The 22,938-nt window shown below is 40.7% G+C and carries 13 protein-coding genes; all 13 read right to left on the bottom strand.

Annotated features, from left to right (window positions below; all coding sequences use genetic code 11):
- Nucleotides 1–101: 101 nt before the first annotated feature.
- Nucleotides 102–3,638: a malectin domain-containing carbohydrate-binding protein gene (locus ACTB00_RS02155; RefSeq protein WP_463298308.1), complete on the bottom strand. Its 3,537-nt coding sequence runs from the start codon at nucleotides 3,636–3,638 to the stop codon at nucleotides 102–104.
- A 170-nt stretch (nucleotides 3,639–3,808) separates the two neighbouring features.
- Nucleotides 3,809–5,275 carry a hypothetical protein gene (locus ACTB00_RS02150; RefSeq protein ID WP_463298307.1) on the bottom strand — a complete coding sequence of 489 codons (1,467 nt, stop codon included), beginning with the start codon at nucleotides 5,273–5,275 and terminating at the stop codon, nucleotides 3,809–3,811.
- 39 nt (nucleotides 5,276–5,314) lie between these two features.
- Nucleotides 5,315–6,835 (bottom strand): alpha-L-fucosidase, encoded by a 1,521-nt coding sequence (locus tag ACTB00_RS02145; RefSeq protein ID WP_463298306.1) that lies wholly within the window; start codon nucleotides 6,833–6,835, stop codon nucleotides 5,315–5,317.
- Between the two features lie 299 nt (nucleotides 6,836–7,134).
- Nucleotides 7,135–8,721, bottom strand: coding sequence for a RagB/SusD family nutrient uptake outer membrane protein (locus ACTB00_RS02140; RefSeq protein WP_463298305.1), 1,587 nt, complete (start codon nucleotides 8,719–8,721; stop codon nucleotides 7,135–7,137).
- Nucleotides 8,722–8,740: 19 nt separating this feature from the next.
- On the bottom strand, nucleotides 8,741–11,977 hold the full coding sequence (locus ACTB00_RS02135) for a SusC/RagA family TonB-linked outer membrane protein (protein ID WP_463298304.1): 3,237 nt from the start codon (nucleotides 11,975–11,977) through the stop codon (nucleotides 8,741–8,743).
- A 189-nt stretch (nucleotides 11,978–12,166) separates the two neighbouring features.
- The gene (locus ACTB00_RS02130; protein WP_463298303.1) at nucleotides 12,167–13,162 is read right to left on the bottom strand and encodes a FecR family protein; all 996 of its coding nucleotides are present in this window, start codon (nucleotides 13,160–13,162) and stop codon (nucleotides 12,167–12,169) included.
- Between the two features lie 63 nt (nucleotides 13,163–13,225).
- A complete protein-coding gene (locus ACTB00_RS02125) occupies nucleotides 13,226–13,807 on the bottom strand; it encodes an RNA polymerase sigma-70 factor (RefSeq protein ID WP_463298302.1) in 582 nt (193 codons plus the stop codon).
- Nucleotides 13,808–13,913: 106 nt separating this feature from the next.
- On the bottom strand, nucleotides 13,914–15,956 hold the full coding sequence (locus tag ACTB00_RS02120; protein WP_463298301.1) for an aceric acid hydrolase: 2,043 nt from the start codon (nucleotides 15,954–15,956) through the stop codon (nucleotides 13,914–13,916).
- A gap of 12 nt (nucleotides 15,957–15,968) precedes the next feature.
- Nucleotides 15,969–18,677: a family 78 glycoside hydrolase catalytic domain gene (locus ACTB00_RS02115; protein ID WP_463298300.1), complete on the bottom strand. Its 2,709-nt coding sequence runs from the start codon at nucleotides 18,675–18,677 to the stop codon at nucleotides 15,969–15,971.
- A gap of 70 nt (nucleotides 18,678–18,747) precedes the next feature.
- Entirely contained in the window at nucleotides 18,748–20,040 is a 1,293-nt protein-coding gene (locus ACTB00_RS02110) for an MFS transporter (RefSeq protein ID WP_463298299.1), read from the bottom strand.
- 449 nt (nucleotides 20,041–20,489) lie between these two features.
- Nucleotides 20,490–21,536 carry an L-rhamnose/proton symporter RhaT gene (locus ACTB00_RS02105; protein ID WP_463298298.1) on the bottom strand — a complete coding sequence of 349 codons (1,047 nt, stop codon included), beginning with the start codon at nucleotides 21,534–21,536 and terminating at the stop codon, nucleotides 20,490–20,492.
- Between the two features lie 32 nt (nucleotides 21,537–21,568).
- The gene (locus tag ACTB00_RS02100; RefSeq protein WP_463298297.1) at nucleotides 21,569–21,895 is read right to left on the bottom strand and encodes an L-rhamnose mutarotase; all 327 of its coding nucleotides are present in this window, start codon (nucleotides 21,893–21,895) and stop codon (nucleotides 21,569–21,571) included.
- The gene (locus tag ACTB00_RS02095) at nucleotides 21,892–22,938 is read right to left on the bottom strand and encodes a uroporphyrinogen decarboxylase family protein (protein WP_463298296.1); all 1,047 of its coding nucleotides are present in this window, start codon (nucleotides 22,936–22,938) and stop codon (nucleotides 21,892–21,894) included. Before ACTB00_RS02095 ends, ACTB00_RS02100 begins: the two co-directional genes overlap by 4 nt.

The raw sequence follows: 22,938 nt of genomic DNA, 5'->3' as shown, positions 1-22,938 counted from the left end.
CCTCTATTTATGTAATCGTTTTCTTAGCAAAATTAAACTGCAATCGTAAAACAAATACAACTCAACCAAATGCTCAAACTCTTTTACAATTCGTCTCCAGGCTACTGAATTTTCATCCAATCAAAATAAAAAGGGCCTTGCTTCCGAGGTTTCAATCTCAACGTATATTTTCCGGCATTAATAGTGGTTTGGGTGTCGGTCCTTAAACTTTTCCACTTGATATCAGCAACGGGAAACACCCACTCCCCGCTCCACACCATTCGTCCGTCGGCAGCAACTATTTCTCCATCAACGGTGATATCCTCTGTTCCTTTGTTCATGTAGCGAAATTCCAATCCGTATTTTGAGGCCAATCCAACATTAAAGGTCCACTCAATCGCATCACCTTTTCCGGGAACAAGTTTACAGTCCTTCTTTAAAATTTCAGTATTCCTGGTGTTCCCTACATCTCCAGCTTCCTCAGCCTCATATTTAAACGATGGCCTTAAATCAATTGGAGCATCCAAATTGGTTACTGGAACGGCAGCAACAACATACATGGGCGAATTGGATGAATTAAGCGGAAGCAACTCCACGCTCTCGCCTTTTGCATATCGTTTTTGATAGATCTCATAGTTGGTACCGCTATTATATGTCGACCGCAGAATATCCTTTCTTTTTGTAAACTCTTCAATCCATTTTGGCTTATCTGTAATCGACTCATCAATACCAATTATTAAATCAGACTCTTCATTAAGCTCGAATGTACCGATTGAATTTCCACTTATAATTTCAGGAAATGCAGTTGTTTGTACCCACTCGCTACCGAATAAGGATGGTGGCAATGAAATAATTTTGGCATCTGCATCTGAATAAAGCAGATCTCCATTGTTCATCCAACTTTTTGCACTCCAGGTCGAATTATTTTCACTCGCAACTTGTAGATTTTTAAACAATCGACTTGAAGACTCCGCAGGCTTAACACTCTCATCAGCTGTTGAAATGGCAATTGCTGAAATCACAGCCTGCGCAGCTTTCACCTCAGGAAATGAAATTTCCAATTCGCCTCCTTTTACTGAAACAGCAACGGTTTTCTTTAACAAGTTGTCATGACCAACTTCTTCCCAAATATCCAAATCATCAATAACGACTTCGTCATTTACCGCAACATCAAAGATGCGCCAGTCGTTGCAATCCAATCCTCCTCCGGTTCCATACCAAGGCTCAAGGAAATACATTTCAAGCTGATAATCGCCATCAGGAATAGGAAATTTGTAAGCCAGTTTGTGACGGCCATAGCGGAAAGTTTGAATAAGCTTCCATTCATCGGTGCCTTGAATTGGATCGTAAGTGATGCGTTGACTTCCATAAAATGCCGGCAAATCATCATAGTCATCGGTCCAGGATACCGATCCCCAGCCCGACTCGTCTTTACGAACATCAGCTTGCCAGATATTTCCTTCTTGATCAAGATAATCCGGGCCACCGCAATTCACACGATATAAATAGTTCTTCCCCCCATTATCCGTGAGTGGTTTTACTTCTCCTGCTAATTCTTTTATATCTGCTGCTTCAGGCAACAAACCTAAAACGATATGATCTTCGGCAACCTCCTTGCCATCAACATATCCAACAGCATAGAGCACATTATTTTGAATATCCACCTGATCCCATTTGAAATGAGTACCAATTGGTCCCTGCTTTTTCCGGCCAAGTGAGTTTTTACGCACTCCGTTGAAGAGCTCAACTTCATCGCAATTGGAGAAAACCCGAATGCCATCTTTAATGCCCGGTTTTTCCCATCGATTAGGCCAGGTATGCGATACAATGTAAACCATCGGATCGGTTTCCCTGGGTGCATAATTCGACCTGAACATGTAAAAAACATCCAACGGTTCACCCCAAATGGTTAGTGCTCCTTTGTAATTTACAGGACCAACCCGATCTATATCGCGAAGGCCTTCGCCAGCCTGTGTTCGTCCTGGATTATCGTGCGATGTGAGCAGCCAGTGGAATTGTCCGCAAGACTGATCGCTGGCAGCTTCACCTAAACGTACTTTCGACTCCATTAACTGCCAAAACCGATCTTCGCTTAAAGGCCCTTTGTATTCAAAATCGCCCTCGGTGTGCAGATCGATACTTCGCCATGCTCCGTATTCGCCGTTTAGCAATTGTTCCGAAAGTTCTTCATCATAAATATCAGGATTTCCACCGTAAGTGCCCGACCAGTTTTGAATAACGTTCCAATCGGTTCCTGTTCCACCATTGCAAGTGGTCACTAGCCTTTGGCTCGATGCTCCCGGATCAAGTTCACGAATTAATTCGGTACACTCCCGCGCAAACTCAGTTGGCATGGTGCATTCGTTTTGCAAGCCCCACAAAATAATTGATGGGCAATTTCTACGTTCTTTAATCCAGTCGTGTAATAGTTGTTTAAAATTGGCCTGAAATTCAGTATTGCCGAACCAAATATGGGCACTCATTTGCGGCCACCATAAAATTCCTAAACTGTCCCATTGTTGTTGATAGCGTATATTATGTGGCTGGTGTCCATCCCGAAAAGCATTATATCCCGCAGCTTTTACTTGCGCTACTCTCGAAAGAACCTGCTCATCAGAAAAAGCATGCCCCTGCCCCATCATGTGTTCATACTCAGCGGTACCGTTTATAAACACGGGCTTTCCGTTCAAATAAAAACGATTTGTAGGATTATCTCCCTTGATATCCCACTTCGTCCATCGAATTCCATAGGGCGTTTCCAGCTGATCAACCAGTTCTCCATCCTGTAACACTTCGGTAATGACCTTGTACAAATACGGATCTTCAATTGACCACAGATGCGGATTCACAACCCGATCAATATGTTGCCGGACGGTATCAACTTGGCCAGGAGAAAGATGAATAAAAGTGGCGACTTCTTTTATCAGCCGACCACGCTCATCAAACAATTTATTAATCACTTCAACTTTTGCCACCTGTTTCTTATTATTCTTCACTTCGGTGGTTAAATGGAGGTCTGCAAGTTCGGTAGTAATTTTATCATCGTTCCAGATATGAACTCCAAATGGTTCAATGCGAATAGGATTAGTCACAATCAAATGAACCGGACGAAAAATACCCATCGGCTGACTACCCTCAGAGAATCCCCATTCAGGGCTACAGCCACCGCAAACCCAAGGTAAATCCCGAATATCTGAAGGATGGTCTGCTCGAACTGCCAAAATATTTTCTTTATCAAAACGAATATGGTCAGTGACATCCAGCGTAAATGAAGTCCGCCCTCCGGCATGGTAGCCGATTGAATCGCCATTTAGCCAAACTGTCGCATAAGAACCTACGCCTTCAAACCAAAGAAAGTACCGTTTGCTATTTTGCTCTTCAAGCTGAAATGACTTCCGGTACCACGCATAACCATGCCTATTGCCATGCCTTAGTCGGCGATAACCGCCATAGTCATCCCAATTGTGCGGAACATTAACTTCCTCCCAGTTTTCAGTTGAGTAAACCGGAGACTCAAATCCATTATATGCAAGTTTATTTGTATCGTTGGCTATGGAATACCACCCCTCATTTAAGGAAATATCTTGTCGTACAGGATGTTGATCAGAACAGGAGTATAAAAACGATATGAAAATAAGCCAAATCAAAAACTTTCGCATAATTAAATTTCTATGTTGTGGGTTTTACTATTGAATTCAAGCTGCTACATACGAGTACAAATTTATGTAAACGTTTTCAATTCTACTAAATATTGAAAAACAAACATCACGACTTCGCAATTAATTAGCCAATCACAAGACGGTTTGTTTTTGTTTCCTGATTGAAAACATCATTGAACTTTCAATCTCAATAAAACAGCAGATGCAGGCTGAAGATTGATAGTGAGACTATTGTCAACAACCTGAGATTCCGGCAATTTCTGCCAATGACCTTCCCACGTTCCATCATGTTCTATTTGAGAATTACCTAAAACCAGGTCAGAAGATGTGGCTGCAATATTATTTGCTTCTGCATTTAAAAAAATAACTTCTACGTCAGAATCGATTATCGAACGATCAAACTGAATCGAAATTTCTTTGCTTTGTTTGTCCTTGTGCGCTTTATTGATTAGAGTTACCAAGACTTCATTTGGGGGGTTGAGATTAGCATATGCAACAAGAAGATGATTTGATGTAGAAGAAATGTCAACCGGGAGTGACTGACCTTTTCCTCCCAAACTAAATAACTTCATGCCGTAAGCCAGGGGCTTTGCTTCGTAACCAATACCAGAACTTACGAATGCAGCGTAGCGACAAGGTAAAATGATTTCGCCACCGGTTAGGTCTCCCGTATGAAAATTCAGCCCCTCTGCACCATGCGAAGTCCACCAGTGCATATAGTCGAGTGCCCACAATGCAGAAGCATAACGATCGCTAGCGCCTTTTAGTCCACTATACCAAAAACTGTTTGTTTCTGAGAGCCGAAAAGTAATCGGTGTTCCCTCAACAGCATCAACCATTCCTTTTAGAATATCTTCGTAAATAGCATATGCTGTATCGGCTAACATTTTGTCTATCGATTCTTCTGCGTCATAGGGAACCAACTTAGTAACATCGCGTTCACGATAATTTTGATACGAACAGCCAAACGGATAATTGTGCTGAGTAAGCTGAACCAATCGTCCCTCCGGATATCCAAAATCGTCGACCAGTTTTTTTAACCTTTCAGCATCAGGATTCTGGTCTGGTCCGCAAAACACCGCATCCGGATATACTTCCAAGATCGCATCGCGAATGGCTGTCCATTTAGAAACATACACCTCGTAATCCTCATAGTAACTCGGTTCATTGCCAATGGCTAAACTTTCTAACACATCTGAATAATTCTCATTGATAACTTTGGCTATCTGCTGAGCACTTTTTGGATCTCCATCCTGCAAGCGCACCGAATAAATCACCTTTACTTTTGCAGCTTTAGCAAATTGGAAGAAGGAGTGTAAATCGTCCTCGTCTGGAATCGGAATATTCGAAGCATCTACAGAATTTCCTCCTATACGAAGATTTCGAACACCCAATGTCTTGAACATCTTTAGTAAAGATGTATTATCTTGGCTGAAGTAATGCACTCCATTTTCGTCGGGCAATAGCTGCTTTGTTTCATAACTCAAACCAACTGATTCTTCAGAAATATTTTGCCCGGGCTTATTGGTCGTAATATTAACCGCTATTTGCTCCTTGTGTTCGGGCACACGATTACATGATTGAAGAAGTAAGCCGGAAATAAGAATACCAGCATAGAAAATAATGTTTAAGTTCATATTTTCAATTTTAGCATATAACTCTATCGTTTTGTACCGTTACTCTATTTCAATTTTAAAAACGACTGCCATTTTATCTACAACGTCCGGAGTTTTTACCCACAGGCCATCATCTTTCATTTCATATTCTATTAGTTGAGTTGAGCCAGGAATAGCTATGTTTTTAATTTTTAGTTCTCGAGTAACCTTCGACAGACTGAATGCTTTAAAAACGATGTTTTTATTTGGTTCCGGACTTCCAAGTGTTATTGCGTAAATGACATTTTTTGTGGTGGTATACCGAACATCCTCTGCCGAATACTTCACCTTCTTGAAATCACTATGATTCTCAAAATCGCCCTCAGGTTGCAGGGTTGGACCTTCGCCAAATATATACCATGGTCGGGTATTGTAAATCGCCTCTCCATATTTGCCCAACCAATCTCCCATTTTCAACAAAACATCTTTCTGATTGTCAGGAATAACTCCATCCGATCTCGGTGAAATATTCAAAAGCAAAACTCCATTTTTACTGACAATATCAATTAAAACATGCAAAATATCTTCTGCTGGCTTAATTACTAAATCGTTGGTATATCCCCAACTTCCGGTACTGATTGTTTCATCAGTCATCCAGACATGTTCGCCCATTCGATTCATGCGTGACTTTTCCAGATCGTTGATGCTCATGCTGAGCGGTAAATCATCCTGCTTTCGAACAATGGCTACACTTTTGTTCCAATCTTCCGCTTGATTTAAGTAGTACGCCGCAAATTTTTTCCTGTAATTTTCGGGAATCAGATCCAAGCCCGAATCAAACCACATCATATCCGGATTATAGTTATCTATGACCTCTTTGAGTTTGGGGAACCAAACTTCACTTAACCATTGTTGTTCGGGTATATTTCCGTAAAGGTACTTTAACTCCGGGTCGTCTGAAGTAGGCGGCATTCCATTGATGTATGGATAATAACTATTTCTAAAATAGGTTTCTTCAAGCTTATCGCGATAGCGCTGTAAATTCACAGCATGATGAAAAGTCGTTATAAATTTTAAGCCCTGAGCTCTAATCGTCTTTTCCAGTTCTCCAACGATATCCTGGTGAGGCCCTTTGTCCAAGGCATTCCACGGAGTTACCTTGCTAGCCCACATCGAAAAGCCATCACTATGTTCGGCAACCGGCCCGGCAAATTTGGCTCCTGCCTTTTTGAACAATTCAGCCCATGCTTCGGGATCAAATTTTTCAGCCTTAAACATCGGAACAAAATCGTGATACCCAAACTCTGAAGGACGTCCATAAGTTTCCAGGTGATGTTCATAGATATCACTCCCAAAATATTTATCATTCTTTTTGTGCATCAAGCGGGGATACCACTCAAAGCCAAAAGCCGGAACCGTATAAACGCCCCAATGAAAGTAAATGCCAAATTTATCGTTTTCCAGCCATTCAGGAGCAGACTCGTGCTGACTTAAGGACTCCCAGGTTGGTTCAAAATGAATCTCTTTAGATTCCTCCTGTTTCTTAGTTTTACAACTAAACGAAGCAATACTGAAAAACACGATTAATAGTATCAATCTCATAATTCGTCTTATTCTCTTGATTTATTATTTGAGTTGAAAATCAATTCTTTGTATTCAATCAAGTCAAATAAAAAACGACGACACACGAAGTTAACACAGACTTGAATTGGCAAAAAGAACTACTTGTTGGATAAATAATTCCTATAGCTCTGGGAGAATCTAAATGGGGTTGAAACCTGCGGCAAGATGCGTTAAGACAGGTCTTCCATACGTATGTCTGATATTGGATTCAAAATATGCACAATAACAAACAAGAAATGTAAATGGAGGAAGCATTAATGCTTCCTCCATTCTATAATCTATTCAGCTGATACATTATCTGGATTTTGAACTAACGCAGGATTCGAATCTAAATCGTACTGAGGTATTTTAAATAAGAAGTCCTTTGATGGAACAAACTCCAATGGAGCATCCACATACATATAGATTCCTTCATCATTTCCCCATTCTACGTGCTTCTTAACGTTCTCTCCGATTCTATCAGTTCGTATTTCATCAAAATACAGGAGACCTTCCCCAACAAATTCCCATCCTCTTTCACGGTAGATTGAGTCTGCGAACTGTTCTTTAGTTAAGTTGGCAGGCAAATCATCTAAGTCTGCGCGATTACGAACATCATTAACTGCTTTGTAAGCAGAAGCCGTTGGTCCATTTAGCTCATTTTCTGCCTCCGCATAGTTTAATAAGACATCAGCGTAGCGAATAACATATGAAGTTGCTTGTGGCTTTTTCAAGGTTGCTGATTCTGGTGTTCGATCGTAAAACTTAAGGTTTCCAGGACTTGCTGTTTTCCAACCTCTGGAGCCTGGATAGAAACCTTTGTCCTCAGGAACGAAAACCAGCGTATCTAAAATATGGCTTGGATTTCCTTTCTCAGTAGTATTGAAACGAGTCAGGAAACTTCCTTCTTTACGGGCATCCGTGTCACTGTATGATAAGTAGTGCGAAATTGAAGGTCCGAAACGACGATACATATAACAACCAAGCGTGTATTCAGTAATATTCACTCCAAACATGGTATGTGTATTATTGTACTCACTGTCAACCCCACCATATTGGATTTCAAAAACAGATTCCATTCCGTTTTTATTATTTGTGTTCCACCAATACCACAAGTCCTTAAAATCAGGTTCAAGTGCATATTCGGCAGATTGTATTACCGCTTCGGTATAATCTTTAGCTTTCTGAAAGTAAGTTTCATCACCGGTCATGCCTCCTCTTGTTAAATAAACATCGCCAAGCAATGACTGTGCAGCACCCTTAGAAGCTCTCCAAATATCATTTGCATCATATTCTGATTTCGTAGGTAAGTTTTCTATTGCATATTCCAAATCTTTAATAATATATGTATAGGTTTCATCAACCGACTTTCGGGGAATCTCAAGTCCTTCGAGTCCTTCTGTAAATGACTCTGGAATAGGAAGTCCTCCGTATAAGCGAACAAGATTGAAATAAGTTGCAGCCCTCATGAATCGAGCTTCGGCAAAAAACCTTGCTTTTAGGCTTTCATCCATTTCAACATCAGCTCCCCGACCAATAACTAAATTTGCACGGTTAATAATATCATAGGCATCATCCCAATTTGTGATAACCATTTTATCAGCATTATTTACATCATTCCACACATTCCAGAGGTGCATGTTGTCCTTTGCATATGCTGGTGATCCAAATTCGGTCCTCACTTCCAGGTACATGATGTATTTATAATAGCCATTGAACTCTCGTTGATAGCCATCATAAACACCTACCAGTGCACGACCAAGTTCCTCTCCATTGTTGTAGTAATTGTTTGGAGACAAAAAGGTGTAGGGTTCTTCAGTTAAGTCTGTACACTGAGAAAATATAAGCACTGTACAACTTAAAATTATATATCTAATTAATTTCATTGTTATGAGAATTTAAGGTTTAAAATTTAGCTCGGATTCCAAATATCATTGTTTTTGCATAAGGGAAATCAACCTTCCCGTTTTCGGGGTTGTAACCCCGATGGTTTGCGAAATTCAAATAGTTCTGTGCATTGACGTAAAAATTCAGATTACTTACCCAATTTAAATTTCTGATCATTGAAGAAAAGTCATAGCCAACTTTAATATTTTTGACGATAAAATAATTCCAATCTCCATTGGTACGGTCTGACAATGATATTTCCTGAGCACCCGCACGAGGGAATGTACCGGTTGGATTTTCTTCACTCCACATTCTGTCATAGGCATATCTTGTTGGCAGGTAATTTCTGTTCTGCACCTGGTTTTCTCCGAATGTTAAGTATCCCGTGTTTTCATCCTGTGCAGCAAGACCTGTTGCGCCTTGACCATATATATCCAAACTTAGATTTTTATATGCCAGGGAAGTTGAAACACCATAAAAGAAATCAGGCTCAGTTGAACCAATATTAATGTAGTCTTCACTATTGATGCTCTTGTCATCATTTTTATCGATGTACATTTCTTCACCTAACTCGGCAGACGATCGAATGGTCTGGTAAGCCGTAAGTTGATCCTGTGTTGTAATAATTCCGGCAGACTCGCGAGCCCACAGGCTATTTACTGCTTCACCAACGATCAGATAGCGAGCAATACCTCCTGTAGATGAACCTAAATTAATTTTTTCAACATCGCCATAAAGTTCAACAACTTCATTTTTGTTACTGGAGACATTAGTTGTCACATCCCATTTAAATTCAGAATCGATGATTCGAGCATGAGCTGTCAGTTCAAGTCCAACATTTTTTACTTCACCAATATTCTTCAACATACTTGAATAACCAGACGTTGTAGGAATGGGTACATTATATAACAAATCAGAGGTTTGGCGAGAGTAATAATCCAAATTCAAATCCAATCGGTTCCAAAAGCCAACATCTACTCCGACATTGTACTGAATATTACGTTCCCATTTCAAATCCGGGTTACCAATGGTTTCAGCAAATCCTAGAATTGGGACACCATCAAACACATAATAGGCAGTGCTTAAAGAAGCAAGTGATTGATAATCACCAATTTCCTGGTTTCCTGTAACACCATAACTGGTTCTCAACTTCAGGTTAGTAATGGTTTCATTCCCGGCTAAAAATGGCTCCTGAGTAACTCTCCAACCAAATCCTACTGATGGAAAAAATCCCCATTTGTTGTTTTTTCCGAATCTGGAAGAGCCATCATATCTTCCTGTAACGGTTAGTAAATATTTATCATCATAAGAATATGAAGCTCTGGCTGTCCATGAAATCAGTCGATTTGAAAATTTATCAGAGTTAATAGAAATACTCTCAATACTTGCATAGGACATATCATTTGCGCCAGTTGCATCATTCAGAAATCCAGAGCCGCTGGTTTCCAGATCTTCATAAACGTATTCCTGCCATGAGTATACACCAGTAGCTGTCAAACGGTGCTTATCCCAAGTATTCGAATAAGTCAGGATGTTATCAGTTAACCGACTTGTTTTTCTCCGATAGGTTTGTCCACCAGTACCTGTGCTTCCAGATCCAATACCGGCACTTGATTTAGACGTATAATATTCGTATTGCTTTTCGTTGGCAATATCAACCCCGAAATTTGTCTTGAACGTTACATTCTTAACAGGAGTAAATAAAGCATAGACATCTCCAAGTAACCGATCAGCACTCAGCTCGTTTGTTACTTCCGACGCTTCTGCAACCGGATTCCAGGTACCTTCGAAATAAGAGCTGATTGAAGGATCTTCAGTGGCATAATACCAGCTTCCATCAGGGTTTTTAACAGGCACAGTTGGCCAACCGTAACGGAAAATATTACCTGTTGGGTTGTCGCGAACATCTCGTTGCGACCTGCCCACTTGCATGTGAGTTCCAACAGTCAACCAGGGTTTAAATTCATGGTCTAAATTTACACGCACAGTAAACTTCTCAAAGCCAGAAGCTTCAACCATCCCATCCTGCGAAAAGATATTACCTGACAGCATATAAGATGTTTTATCCTTTCCTCCACTGAATGCTACAGAATAGTTTTGCACCTTGGAAGAGTTCCTGATAATTTTATCGTGCCAGTCAACATTATATGAAGGAGCTGGATTAGACGAAGAATAAACCGGAGTTCCATTTGAATAGGTATAAGCATCATTAATAAAATTAACGAAATCTTCCCTTCCTAGCATTTCAGGCACCCTTGCAGGAGTTGCAATTCCCAACGATCCGCTTACCTCCAGATTATTTTGTCCTCTTTTCCCTTTTTTAGTTGTAATCAAAATAACACCGTTCGCTCCTCTCGATCCGTAAATAGCAGCAGATGAGGCATCTTTTAATATCTCCATTGATTCAATATCGTTGCTGCTAATATCATTCAGATTATTATTTACCAAAGGAAATCCATCCACAACAATGAGTGGTTCGTTTCCAGCAGTAATTGACCCACTGCCACGAATTCGAATAGTTGGTGAAGATCCGGGAGAAGCATCGGCATTTATTACTGCAACTCCAGATGCTCTACCTTGCAATGCTTCGATTGGGTTTGACGCAGAAACACTAATCAAATCTTCAGCCTTAACCTGAGTAATTGAGCCTGTCAGGTCACTTTTCTTCATGGTTCCATACCCTACTGCTACCACCTCTTCAAGCCCAATGGTATCATCATACATAACCACATTGTTGGCATTCGAAACGCTTACCTTCTGCGTTTGCATTCCGATGAATGAAAACATCAGAAACTCAGCATCAGCTGGGACTTCCAATTCATAACTTCCGTCCAGTGCAGATATCGTTCCTGTTTGTGTCCCTTCAATTACGATAGTCACACCAGGAAGAGGATTTCCAGCATCATCTGTTACAACTCCTCGTATTTTACGAGCCTGTCCGATGTTAGTAACACCATCTGTTCGGTTAACCACAATTGTTCTTCCAATAACCTGATAGTTATACTTATCCACATCCAGAAGTCGGGTCATCACATCCTCAATTGAAGCATCATTAAACTCAACTGTATATTGCTTATTCATATCCAGCTGGTCGCTTTTGAAGAAGAATCCGTAATCGGAAACTCTCTCAATTTCGTTAAAAACATCGATAATACTATTGTTCTCAATTTTGAGACTAATGCGTGTGCCCTGCGAATAGGAGCCTGACGCGATAGAAACAAAACTAAGAAAAAGTAGAAAAGCAGTTAGTTTCATAACAATTAGAAATTTCATTATCCCGGACCTTATTGGCACAGGAGAAAATAGATTTTTTTTCATAATTTTGGAATGTTTATAGTTAATACTCAATAGGTTTTCACAGAAAGCTTATTGAACTATTCTAAACCGGGTTGGATGCCGCCTTCCCGGTTTACTTATTTTCAACAAGTATCCCTCTCTGAGAGCCTAGTAAATGATTATTTCATCGGGTTCATATGGTTTGTTATTTATTTGATATTGAATGTTAGTTGTTAGTTTCAACATTTTTAAAACATAAGCTACAGTTGTCGTTTTATCAATAGCGCCCGAGTAACGGAAATCCTTCAATTGTTTATCCTCAAACCGGAACTTCACATCATACCAATTTTCGAGTTCATGACAAATATCTTCCAAACGTTTATCTCTAAACGCAAATTTCCCATCAATCCACGCTGAAATAAGTTCCACATCAACATTCTTTATATTGAGGCTTTTATCGCTTTTCAGATAGGTTGCGTTTTCCCCGGGTTTCAGTCTTGTGATTGCCGCATTATTACTTTTCAGAATATCGACAGCTCCTTCCATCAAAGTAGTTTCTATAAAGTCATCATCTGGATAAGCTTTTACATTAAATGAAGTTCCGATATCCTTTATTTTCAAATCACCTACATTCACTAATAATCCGTGCTTATCAGAGTTCTTAACTTCAAAGTAAGCTTCTCCTTTAAGTTCGATATTTCTTGTTCCCTCTTGATCTTCTGAAAAGATAATTTCAGTTTCTGAATTCAGCCACACAACGGTTCCATCATCCAACTCAAAATGAGCCATACTTCCTTTTTCTGCGCTAAACTTTTGAACCAAATGGTTACTTGCTTGATCTGAATTTAATAGCAGGTAGGAGGAAAGACTACCTAATCCGATCAAAAGAATAGCAATAGCAGCATAGCGCAACAAACTAAAGAGTTTTCGCGAAGGTTTGTTATCTTGTACTTGATGATTGGTTTTTGACCAAAATTTAGCAAACTCCTGATCAACCGTTTGCTCTGGAATTTTATTATTTGCAGCAGTTATAACCCATAGCTCTTTGGTTTTCAAAAATAACTCCCGCTCGTCCTTATCTTCTGCAAGTAAACGATAGTAAGTTTCTTTCTCTGCTTCAGATGCCCGACCTGTAAGTATTTTTGAGATAAAATCCTTGTCCATTATTGTGATTCGTTTATTACTAAACAATCCAATAACAGTAACCCCTAACCGAATTTTGATATTTTATTGAAAAAGGATTGAGATTAATAATGGGAGATAATCTTTTAGCGCCACTCTCAGACTTTTAAGCGCTTTTGTCATATGAGCTTCAACTGTCTTCTCTGATATATTCAGCTTTTCTGCAATCTCCGTATTTTTAAAGCCCTCATAACGACTCATGCAAAATACCTTGCGGCAGTGCTCTGGTAAATTACTTACAGCCTCCTCAATTTTATTCTTCAACTCTTCAATCTCCATGTAGTCAAAAGACATGCGAGATAAAGATTCATACTGTAACTCCAACTCCCTTTGCTTGATGTTGTTGTTGTGATTATTGACGATCTGCTTCCGTTTTATCTGGTTCAGGCAACCATTTTTGACCAACGTATACAGGTAGTTCTTCAAGTTGGAATTATCCTTGAGCTGACCTTTTATTTCCCAAAGCTTTAAAAAGGCATTCTGCACAATTTCCTTTGCATCATCGGCATCATCAAGGTACTGATAAGCTAAGTTAAATAACATCGAATAATATTGGTGATAAAGATGCCGATAGGTCTCTTTAACACCATTACGTAAATTTACTATTTCTAGATTTACACCTGCCATTAGCCTTTATTGATTGTTATCCTACGAATCTATTCAAATAGGAACCAGCTGATTAATAAACAACCATCAGTTGTTCAACTCCAGAAGCTCCTTTTCGGATAGCCGATCATCGTGCCAACTGCAGCCAAACGCTCATATCGCACTTACCTCGATTATCCCAGGCATAATAAGGAATTAGCGTGATTGGAACATTCCGGAGCTCCTTTGCCGATATTTTTCGATATAACTTGTCCTGATCCCAATCTGCTTCGCGCACCAATTCAGCTTTCCCCTTTAGAGCGACTAGCTGGCTGTTGGCTATTTCAGTTTTCTCGGGGGTGAATGTTTGTTCCGGAGAAATAGCGACTTGAAACAGATCAACACCTTCGGGCAAATCGACCGATTCAAGACAATAAACTACCGGTCCTCTTTGCACAGCAACCTGATTTCTGGTTTCTTCAACCAAGGGATTAGCCTCGATAAAACTAACCGGCATAGCCAATTTGATTTGAATGACATCTCCCTTTTTCCAGTTTCTTGCTATTTCCTGATAGGTTCCTGAAATAGCGTCGGTATCAATACGAGTTCCATTTATTACGATTTCGGACTGATCGCACCACGAAGGGATGCGAATATGAAATGGCAAATCTCCTTTGGGAGCTTTAGTAATTTTCAGGGTGACATCGCCACTCCATGGATAGTCCGTAATTTGTTCCAGCTCCAACTTTGAGCCATCTTTCAATTCTGTCTTCAAATGGTTGCCGGCATAAAAATTAATCCAAAGTCCATCGTCAGACATGCTATACAGGTAATTGTGAATTTCTGCAACTGTACGAATCGTATTCGGCGGACAGCAATTGCAATATCCGATGTATTCTTCACGATCCTTTGACCAGCGAAGTTCAAAAGGTAAATCGCTTGAAACTGCCAGCGGATTGGTATAGAAATAACGCTCACCGTCCAAGCTAACTCCGGCTAATAAACTATTGTACATCACTTGCTCCATAATATCAGCATACTCAGCCTGTCCGGTGGCCAAAAGCATTCGCCAGTTCCAAAGCAGGTTTCCAATATTAGCGCATGATTCGTTATGTGCCGAAAAGTTAGGCAGCTCATAGTCTTGGCCATAGGCTTGATGCACCTGTTGAATTGAAGGTTGATCGTAGGTTGTACCGTTTGGAGAAACGCCATCATACAGAGCCCCGCAGGCTCCTGTAATGTACAGCTTAGTTTCTACCAAATCATGCCAAATAGCATCCAGCGCATTCATTAACGACTCATCACCTGTTTCAGCATAAACATCGGCAACACCGGCGTATAAATAATTTGCACGCACTGCATGACCAATTGCTTTTGTCTGCTGACGAAATGGAATACGATCCTGATTATGATCGTGTCCGTCTTCAACCATGGCACGAATATCGATTAAGCCTTGAGCTAGCTCTAAATATTTTGGATCACCCGTTGTTCGGTACATTTCAGTTACACCCATATAGTGCGAAGGACAAATGGCATTCAACGCCAGCTCTTTCTTATTTCGTTGATAAAAATCGTATAAAAAATCGGTGGCTTTAATGGCTATATCCAGCAAACTTCGCTTTCCGGTTAATCGATAATGAATGCATCCAGCAGTCATCAAATGGCCCATATTGTAGGTCTCAAAATCAAGTCGCTCTGCAAACTCATTCTTTTGGCCTTCGTTTCCTAACTGCTCAATCACAACAGGCGTGTGAATATAACCGTCCTCGCGCTGAGTTTTTCCAATAATATCAATGATCGAGTCAATCTCATGTTCCAGTTCTTCTTCCTGATTCATGGAATAAACCACAATCAAAGCTTCCAGTATTTTATAAAAATCACCATCATGAAACGGAGGACCAACATGCTCCCCCTCTTTCAAGCCGGCAGCAATCTCAAAGTTGGCAAAGCCATGGCTAATCGAGTCATTCATATACATGCCCATCATGTGCGGAACCATACTTTGTTCGCAAACACGAAAACGCTCAGCCCAAAATCCATCCGTCCAATTTACATCGGTTAAGTTAACCGGAGTAAGTTTTGCATGCGGGCTTTTTGATGTATTGACCAAACTCTTTTCCTGAGCTGATAATTGAAATACGAACAAGATCATCAGGCTCAAAAAACCGCTTCTTCTCATTATTTTATTCATCGCCATTTCCTTTCATTTTGAACATTCAAATTTATAGTCACCAGAACCAATTTCCAGCAACAGTCTGCCATCCTCAAATCCCATTATTTCAATCTCTTGAATTTGATCGACCGGAATTCCACCTTCTTTCAATTTTGAAAAATCAGCTCCGGGTATTTCAATTAATGCTTTCGTATTAACTGGTACTTTCACGTTCAATTTAAACGTGTTGTCGTCTTGCTCCCAATGGCTGAGAATTTCGCCATACATAGAATGATATTTTGCCTTAGCAAAGGTCAATTCTTCGGTTGGATAAGGTTTTATATTAAATTGCTTGTATGCCGGAACCCTTGTGTCCAATTTTAAACCTGCCACCGACGAATAAAGCCACTCTCCCACTGCACCATAGGCGTAATGGTTAAACGAATTCATACCAACATCCTGAAAACTTCCATCGGGCTTAATGCCATCCCAACGTTCCCAAATAGTTGTAGCACCTTTGGTAACTGCATACAACCAAGAAGGGTACCGCTTATTGAACAGCAATTTGTACGCTATTTCGGGATAGCCGGAATCGGTCAACGCCTGACAAAGCATTGGAGTTCCTAAAAACCCGGTTGTTAAATGCCCAAAATGATTGACATCATCCACCAGACGTTTGGCGGCTGTCTCCACCAAATTATCCGGGATTAAACCAAATGACAATGCCAAGACATAAGCAGCTTGCGTATTGGAAGTCAATCGGCCTGTCTGCGTCATAAACTCAGTTTGAAAGGCTGCTTTTATCTTTGGTCGTAATTCGGCATAACGATCGGCATCAGCGGTCTTTTCCAGAATCGTTGCAATTAGTTGCATCAATCCGGTTGTGTAATAAAAGTAGGCTGTAGCCACTAAATCTTTATCGGTGTGCGCGCCTGCATACCCATAATCAGGCGCATTATAGTAGTACGAATAGTATTCGGCAAATGAAAGCCAATCGCCAAAATGAAATACAGTATCGTATAAATAGCGGTCGCCCGACTCTTTGATCATGTATTCTTCCCAAGCTTTCATGGATTCGTATTGCTCTTCCAAAATCCGTTGATCACCATAAACCTGATAAACGATCCATGGAATAATCACGGCAGCATCAGCCCAGCCAGTTGCGCCAAATCCGTCGGACCAGCCGGTACCTCCACCATCTTCAATTACATTTGGAACAACCCAGGGAACACTGCCATCTTCACGTTGATCCGCAATACAGTCTTTCATCCATTTGGTGTAAAAACTTGCGGCATCGCGGTTAAAGCAAGCAGTAGGCGCAAAAACCTGCGCATCGCCTGTCCAGCCCAGGCGTTCGTCACGCTGGGGGCAGTCGGTTGGAACATCCAGAAAGTTTCCACGGAGTCCCCAATCTATATTTTTTTGTAGTCGATTTACCAGCGGATCGGAGCATTCAAACTCACCTGCCAGTGGCATATCCGAATGGACAACACGTCCTTCAATATCATCCAATGAAATATCTCCCGAATAATCGCTCACCCGTACATAGCGGAATCCGTGAAAAGTAAAATGAGGCTCGAATTCTTCAACACCATCGCCTCTGAAGATGTAGGTATCTTCAGCCTTTGCGGCTCGCAGGTTATCGGTATAAAAATTGCCTTCCGGATCCAGTACTTCCGCATGATGCAATGTAATTTGATCTCCCGCATTTCCTTTCAACCGGAAACGCACCCAGCCCACGATATTTTGACCCAAATCAAAAACCAACTCACCTTTCGGAGTGATGATCTTTTCAATCGGCTTGATGGTTTCGGTAATACGAACCGGAACACCTTCGGAAGAAACAAGATTTGTAACTCCGTATTCTTTAATAGTGACTCCGAACCAGTTTTGATCATCAAAGCCAGGCTTGTCCCATGCTTCATTTTCCAGACGGGCATCGTAAGTTTCACCATGATAGATATCCGATTTTAGAATTGCCCCCGTGTTCGATTTCCAACTATCGTCGGTTACAATCATTTCATGGCTTCCATCTTCGTAATCAATTCGAATTTGGCAAAGTAAAGCCAGCTTTTCGCCGTACAAATTTTTGTTTCCCTGCCATACCAAATAGCCCCGATACCAGCCGTCGCCCAAGACAACGCCAATGGCATTCTTGCCGAAAATCAGTTGCTCGGTAACATCGTAAGTTTGGTATTGCAATCGCTGTTCGTAACTGGTCCAACCGGGTGTAAACAAATCCTCGCTTACTTTCTCACCATTCAACGACAATTCGTACAATCCGTGACAAGTCAGGTAGGCAGTTGCCTTCGCAATATTTTTTTTAAGTTGAAATTCTTTCCGCAAATAAGGTGAGGGTGTCGAATCCGAGGGATTCTCCTTGTAGGCAGGTTCTATCCATTGAGCTTTCCAATCATCATTATTGAACAGTCCCATTTCCCAAAATGCCGGGACACTCCACTCTGATTCTTCCTTGTAATTGTTCCACACTTTAACGGTCCAGTAAACCCGCTGACCCGACTGAAGTTCCAGCCCACCATATTCAACATGAATAGACTGATCTGAGTCAATTCTTCCTGAATTCCAGATCAACTTGCTTTCATCCTGAAGATCAAGCTCAGAAGCTGCACATTTCACTTGATAAGCGTTCTGAGAAACATTTCTTTTCTCATCAATTATTTCCCAGCTTAAGCGAGGGCTACAGGCTTTCAAGCCAACAGGATTGCTTTTATATTCCGTCTTTAGGTTCGTTACGTTCAAATCTTATTTTTTAACTTTTGGTTACTTTTCTTTTATTCTGTTTTACTGAATAAATTTCTAAACACAATTATCAACTCCGCTCTTTTGCAATCTGTTCCAGCGATTTTCCGGAAGTATCAGGCATGAAAAAGAAACCAACAGCTCCACTTATTATGAGAAAGAAGGTTAGCAAGCCCGCCACCGGCTTTATCCCCACATTTGCCAACGCAGGAACAAAGAAACTCCAAACCCCCAGTAAAGTCCGACTAACTCCAAAGGTTAATCCCTGAGCTGTTCCGCGGAAAATAGTTGGAAAAATCTCCTGGCTAAACACTTTATAAAAGGCCTCACCGGCTAAAGCCGCACCTGAAGAAAACATCAGAATATTTAGAATAATAACCGGTATGGTAAACGGTAAAAAAAGTAATAAACCATAGGCCACAACCTGCATAATGGCACCAACGGCCCAAATGGTTTTTCGCGTCTTAAAACTCCGATCTGAGTGGGGCATAAAAACAACTAGCGTAACGATAATAAATATCATAAACCCTGCACTTGATAACCCAACACTCATGGCCTGACTTCCTGCTCCAAGTGTTTTAATGATATATGGATTAAAAATCCCGGCAGTACCTGCAGCTAAGTTCCAAAAAAGATAAATAATGACTGTATAAGCCAAACCTTTTAAGTTAGAACCTGAAAATAGCGTCTTTAATTTAACTTTAGTCGCTTTTGCCGCCACCTGCCAACGGGATGACTCTACCAAATCCCGACGTAAATACCAAGTAATCATGGACATAACAAAAAGATGAAGGAATACCAGTCGAATTCCAAGAACTCCAAGATCCGCAAGAAACATAGCCATCCAGAGCACAACCACAGGTCCAAATCCCCAAGCAACTTGAGTAAGGCCTAACAATTTCCCTCTTGCTTTATCTGGAGCAGCTTCACCAACATAGGAAAGTGATGTTGGCACATCAGCCCCAACGGCCACGCCAATAATAAAGGTACCTAAAAACAACATGACCGGATTCATTGTAAAAACAATTAAAAGAATCCCTAAAGCATACACAAGCAGGTCAATCTGATAAATACGCTTACGACCAAGCTTATCACCAAGTCTACCTCCAATAAAAGCACCTATAGCACATCCTACAGCATTTGGGCCAATCGCAGCAAGTAAGCCAATTGCATTATTCGATAAATCAAGATAAGATTGAAACAGTGATAGTCCTGCTCCCAATGCAACGATGGATCCGGCATCAAGATAAGAAGCCATTCCAGCTAGAAGCGAAGCTTTCCATTGCTCTCTTGTTATTTTATCTACATCTGGAGCATCGCTCAATTTATTTTCCGATAACCCATTCATATTTTGTTCCTTCATACAAAAATTTGTTAGTGTTTAGTAACTCTACTATTAGTACAATAGCATTATCCCATGTGATTTTTTTTCTAAAATAACTTCCCTGTCGCGATCATATTCATACAACGAATCAAGCCGATCTATAAGAGTTGAATTTGCGCCTTCAACTGCAGGCTGAGGATTAGTCTGCATAATTCATTCAATATTAGTTAGGTTTATTTTCTATTTCTATTCTCACTCATTCCAGTTTGCCAAAAACAACTGCCAAAATACACAAAAAATAAGAAATCACTTAATCTTAGCTTTCGTTTTTTTTCTTTTATTTTCGTTTTAATATAATAAACTGAACGATAATCTTGCATTTAGAAAAAGAATGAAAAAAACATTCCCTGTTAAAAGCACACACTAAGCCCGCAAGAAACCCTTCATCTAGTTGCAAATCAACAACATTGTACAAAACCTTAGGATCGTTAGCCCTGCATGCTTCCATAAGCAATCACACAAAAAGAAGAAACTAAAACCAAAAGAGCGATCACCAACAAAATATAGGTGTTGCGATTTACGTTTTTCCATTCCTTCATAATTACACCAATAATATAACTAAAGAAGATGAGCATAGACATGTGAAGCACCCAACTGGCAAATTGAAATTTTCCCATATTCACATGTCCCAGTCCGTAAAAGAAAAATTGCAAAAACCACAGAGATCCGGCCAAAGCCGACCACAATATATTTTTCGTAATAATGCTACTTTTCAGTCCGCTTTTAGTTGTAAATTCTTTTAACGTTTTTTTTCGCACACCCAGCACGATAAACCAAATTACATTCACCACCCAGCATCCGGCTGTTGAAACAATTAATTTGGCATTTCCCTCGAAATGACCAGCTCCGTGTTCCGCAGCCATATCGGCAATGGGTTGTCCAAATTCCAATGAAATATTAAATACCCCTGAAAGAACTCCCGCAATTATTGTTAAAACCAAACCAATCAACATATTGGATCTTTTCAATCCTCCTTGCGCCATAGTCATTTCGTGCTCTCTTCGAAAACCGGCCCAGCCACATCCGGCCACACCCAGTATCGAAATAACCATACCAACCAGAACAACCATACCACCGGGAGCTGTGAAGTATTCGACTAATCCGCCGAAGATCATCAAAGGCAAAATAGTTCCCACGATAGCTGAAATACCGATAGCCAGCGTATAAGTTAATGAATAGCCAATATACTGTATAGAAACACCAAACGACATACTGCCAAAGCCATACGCAGCACCCAAAAGAAAAGCAGCCCAAATTGGCTTTGAGGGAGCGTGCTTTAAAATGAAGAAGAAATCAGGAACCGTAATTACACCAATAAGTATGGGCATTAAAATCCAGGCAAACAAGCCTTGTACTAGCCAGAAAGTTCCCCAGGACCAATTTTTTGTTTTCTGAAAAGGAACATAGCATGATGAGGCAGACACGCCTCCGATGGCGTGCAGCATTGTTCCGATTATCGGGCTGGTTGGTACCATAGTTTAAGTTCTTTAGTCTGTTAGTTGTTTATTCAATCCAAATGAAATATTTCTTCCATCTCGCTCCAAAACTCTCCGGGGCTTCGATTTTCCAGAGGGCTCATTAGCGGTTTCACCACATCCCACCAACGCTGTGTTTCTTCATCAGCGGCCATTTTTGCCATATCGGTATCAAAATCATCTCCCGCATATTCGAAATAAGCGAACAGGTAGTCATCGCGAAAAAAGATGGAATAGTTTTCTAAATTACACTCTTTGATTTTTGCCAACACTCCCGGCCACACATTCGCGTGCTGCCGGATATATTCTTCAGAACCTTCTGGTTTTAACCGAATCATTTGTCCAAAGCGTCTGTTCATTTCGTTTTATTGATTGAGTTAAACATGGCTTGAATATTTACAGGTGGAATATCGGGTAATATGGCTTCATGACTTGGCGAGATGACCAAACCGGTCGGAAATAAGCGTTTCAGTTCTTCAACTTTTCCGGCCACCAACTTTGCATCTCCTTTAACAAGCAAGTACTGGGCATCGACTCCACCACAAAAAGCAATTTTTCCGTAGTAGTGCTCTTTCAGATGTGCGGCATCCATATCGGCAGCCAAGGCTTGAATGGGGTGAATAACATCGACTCCCAATTCAATTAAATCATCAATAATTGGAAAAATAGAACCACAGGAATGATGAATAACTTTCAGCCCGTAACTTTTCGCCTGATCAATCAACTTTTTAGTTCCCGGAAAAACATGTGTTCGTAGTAATTCAGGATCGACCATCAAACCGGTTTGACTGCCAAAATCATTGCCAATCAAAACAGCGTCCAAATATCCTTTTGTGGCTTCGTAGAAAATCTCATTGGCTTTAAGGTAAAAATCAGTAATCCGGTCAATCACAGCCTGAAACATATCCGGAGCCATTAACATGGTCATCAGCGCCTGTTCCATTCCGAAAGCTGAACAAGCATCCTGGAAATGGGCACTCCACATCACCCCCATTCGCACGTAATCCGGATCAACAGCCTTCACCCGTCTCAGCGATTCTTCCCGATCAAGGTATTTTACCGGATCAGGCCAATCAAATTTATCGACATCGGCCGGATCGGTATAATCCTCAAAAAAGCCGGGAGCCGTCAGAGTTCGCTCATCGGGCGAATCCAAATGATCAACCTTGGCAAACTTAAAAGCACAGGCGATATGGTTCGAGGGCTCGTAATTGTATGGCACTTCAATAGGATAAACATCATCGTCAATCTTTGTACGCAAATCATCAATTGACTTTACCTCAAAGTGTGTGGTCAATGCGTTTTCAGCCTGAGGCACCGGCAATCCCAGCCACGATGCCGGACGATCAACTGGCCCATAGCTGATCGTGGCTAAAAAGCGTTCTTTGTGCGTTAGTTTCAT

It is taken from the genome of Sunxiuqinia sp. (genome assembly GCF_055140945.1).
Note: the sequence above shows the minus strand (reverse complement) of the source record. Positions and strands in the feature narration are given on the sequence as shown.

Excerpts from the sequence above, each read along its gene's own strand:
- ACTB00_RS02155 (WP_463298308.1), bottom strand. The coding sequence starts at position 3,638 with ATGCGAAAGTTTTTGATTTGGCTTATTTTCATATCGTTTTTATACTCC.
- ACTB00_RS02150 (WP_463298307.1), bottom strand. The coding sequence starts at position 5,275 with ATGAACTTAAACATTATTTTCTATGCTGGTATTCTTATTTCCGGCTTA.
- ACTB00_RS02145 (WP_463298306.1), bottom strand. The coding sequence starts at position 6,835 with ATGAGATTGATACTATTAATCGTGTTTTTCAGTATTGCTTCGTTTAGT.
- ACTB00_RS02140 (WP_463298305.1), bottom strand. The coding sequence starts at position 8,721 with ATGAAATTAATTAGATATATAATTTTAAGTTGTACAGTGCTTATATTT.
- ACTB00_RS02135 (WP_463298304.1), bottom strand. The coding sequence starts at position 11,977 with ATGAAACTAACTGCTTTTCTACTTTTTCTTAGTTTTGTTTCTATCGCG.
- ACTB00_RS02130 (WP_463298303.1), bottom strand. The coding sequence starts at position 13,162 with ATGGACAAGGATTTTATCTCAAAAATACTTACAGGTCGGGCATCTGAA.
- ACTB00_RS02125 (WP_463298302.1), bottom strand. The coding sequence starts at position 13,807 with ATGGCAGGTGTAAATCTAGAAATAGTAAATTTACGTAATGGTGTTAAA.
- ACTB00_RS02120 (WP_463298301.1), bottom strand. The coding sequence starts at position 15,956 with ATGAATAAAATAATGAGAAGAAGCGGTTTTTTGAGCCTGATGATCTTG.
- ACTB00_RS02110 (WP_463298299.1), bottom strand. The coding sequence starts at position 20,040 with ATGAAGGAACAAAATATGAATGGGTTATCGGAAAATAAATTGAGCGAT.
- ACTB00_RS02105 (WP_463298298.1), bottom strand. The coding sequence starts at position 21,536 with ATGGTACCAACCAGCCCGATAATCGGAACAATGCTGCACGCCATCGGA.
- ACTB00_RS02100 (WP_463298297.1), bottom strand. The coding sequence starts at position 21,895 with ATGAACAGACGCTTTGGACAAATGATTCGGTTAAAACCAGAAGGTTCT.
- ACTB00_RS02095 (WP_463298296.1), bottom strand. The coding sequence starts at position 22,938 with ATGAAACTAACGCACAAAGAACGCTTTTTAGCCACGATCAGCTATGGG.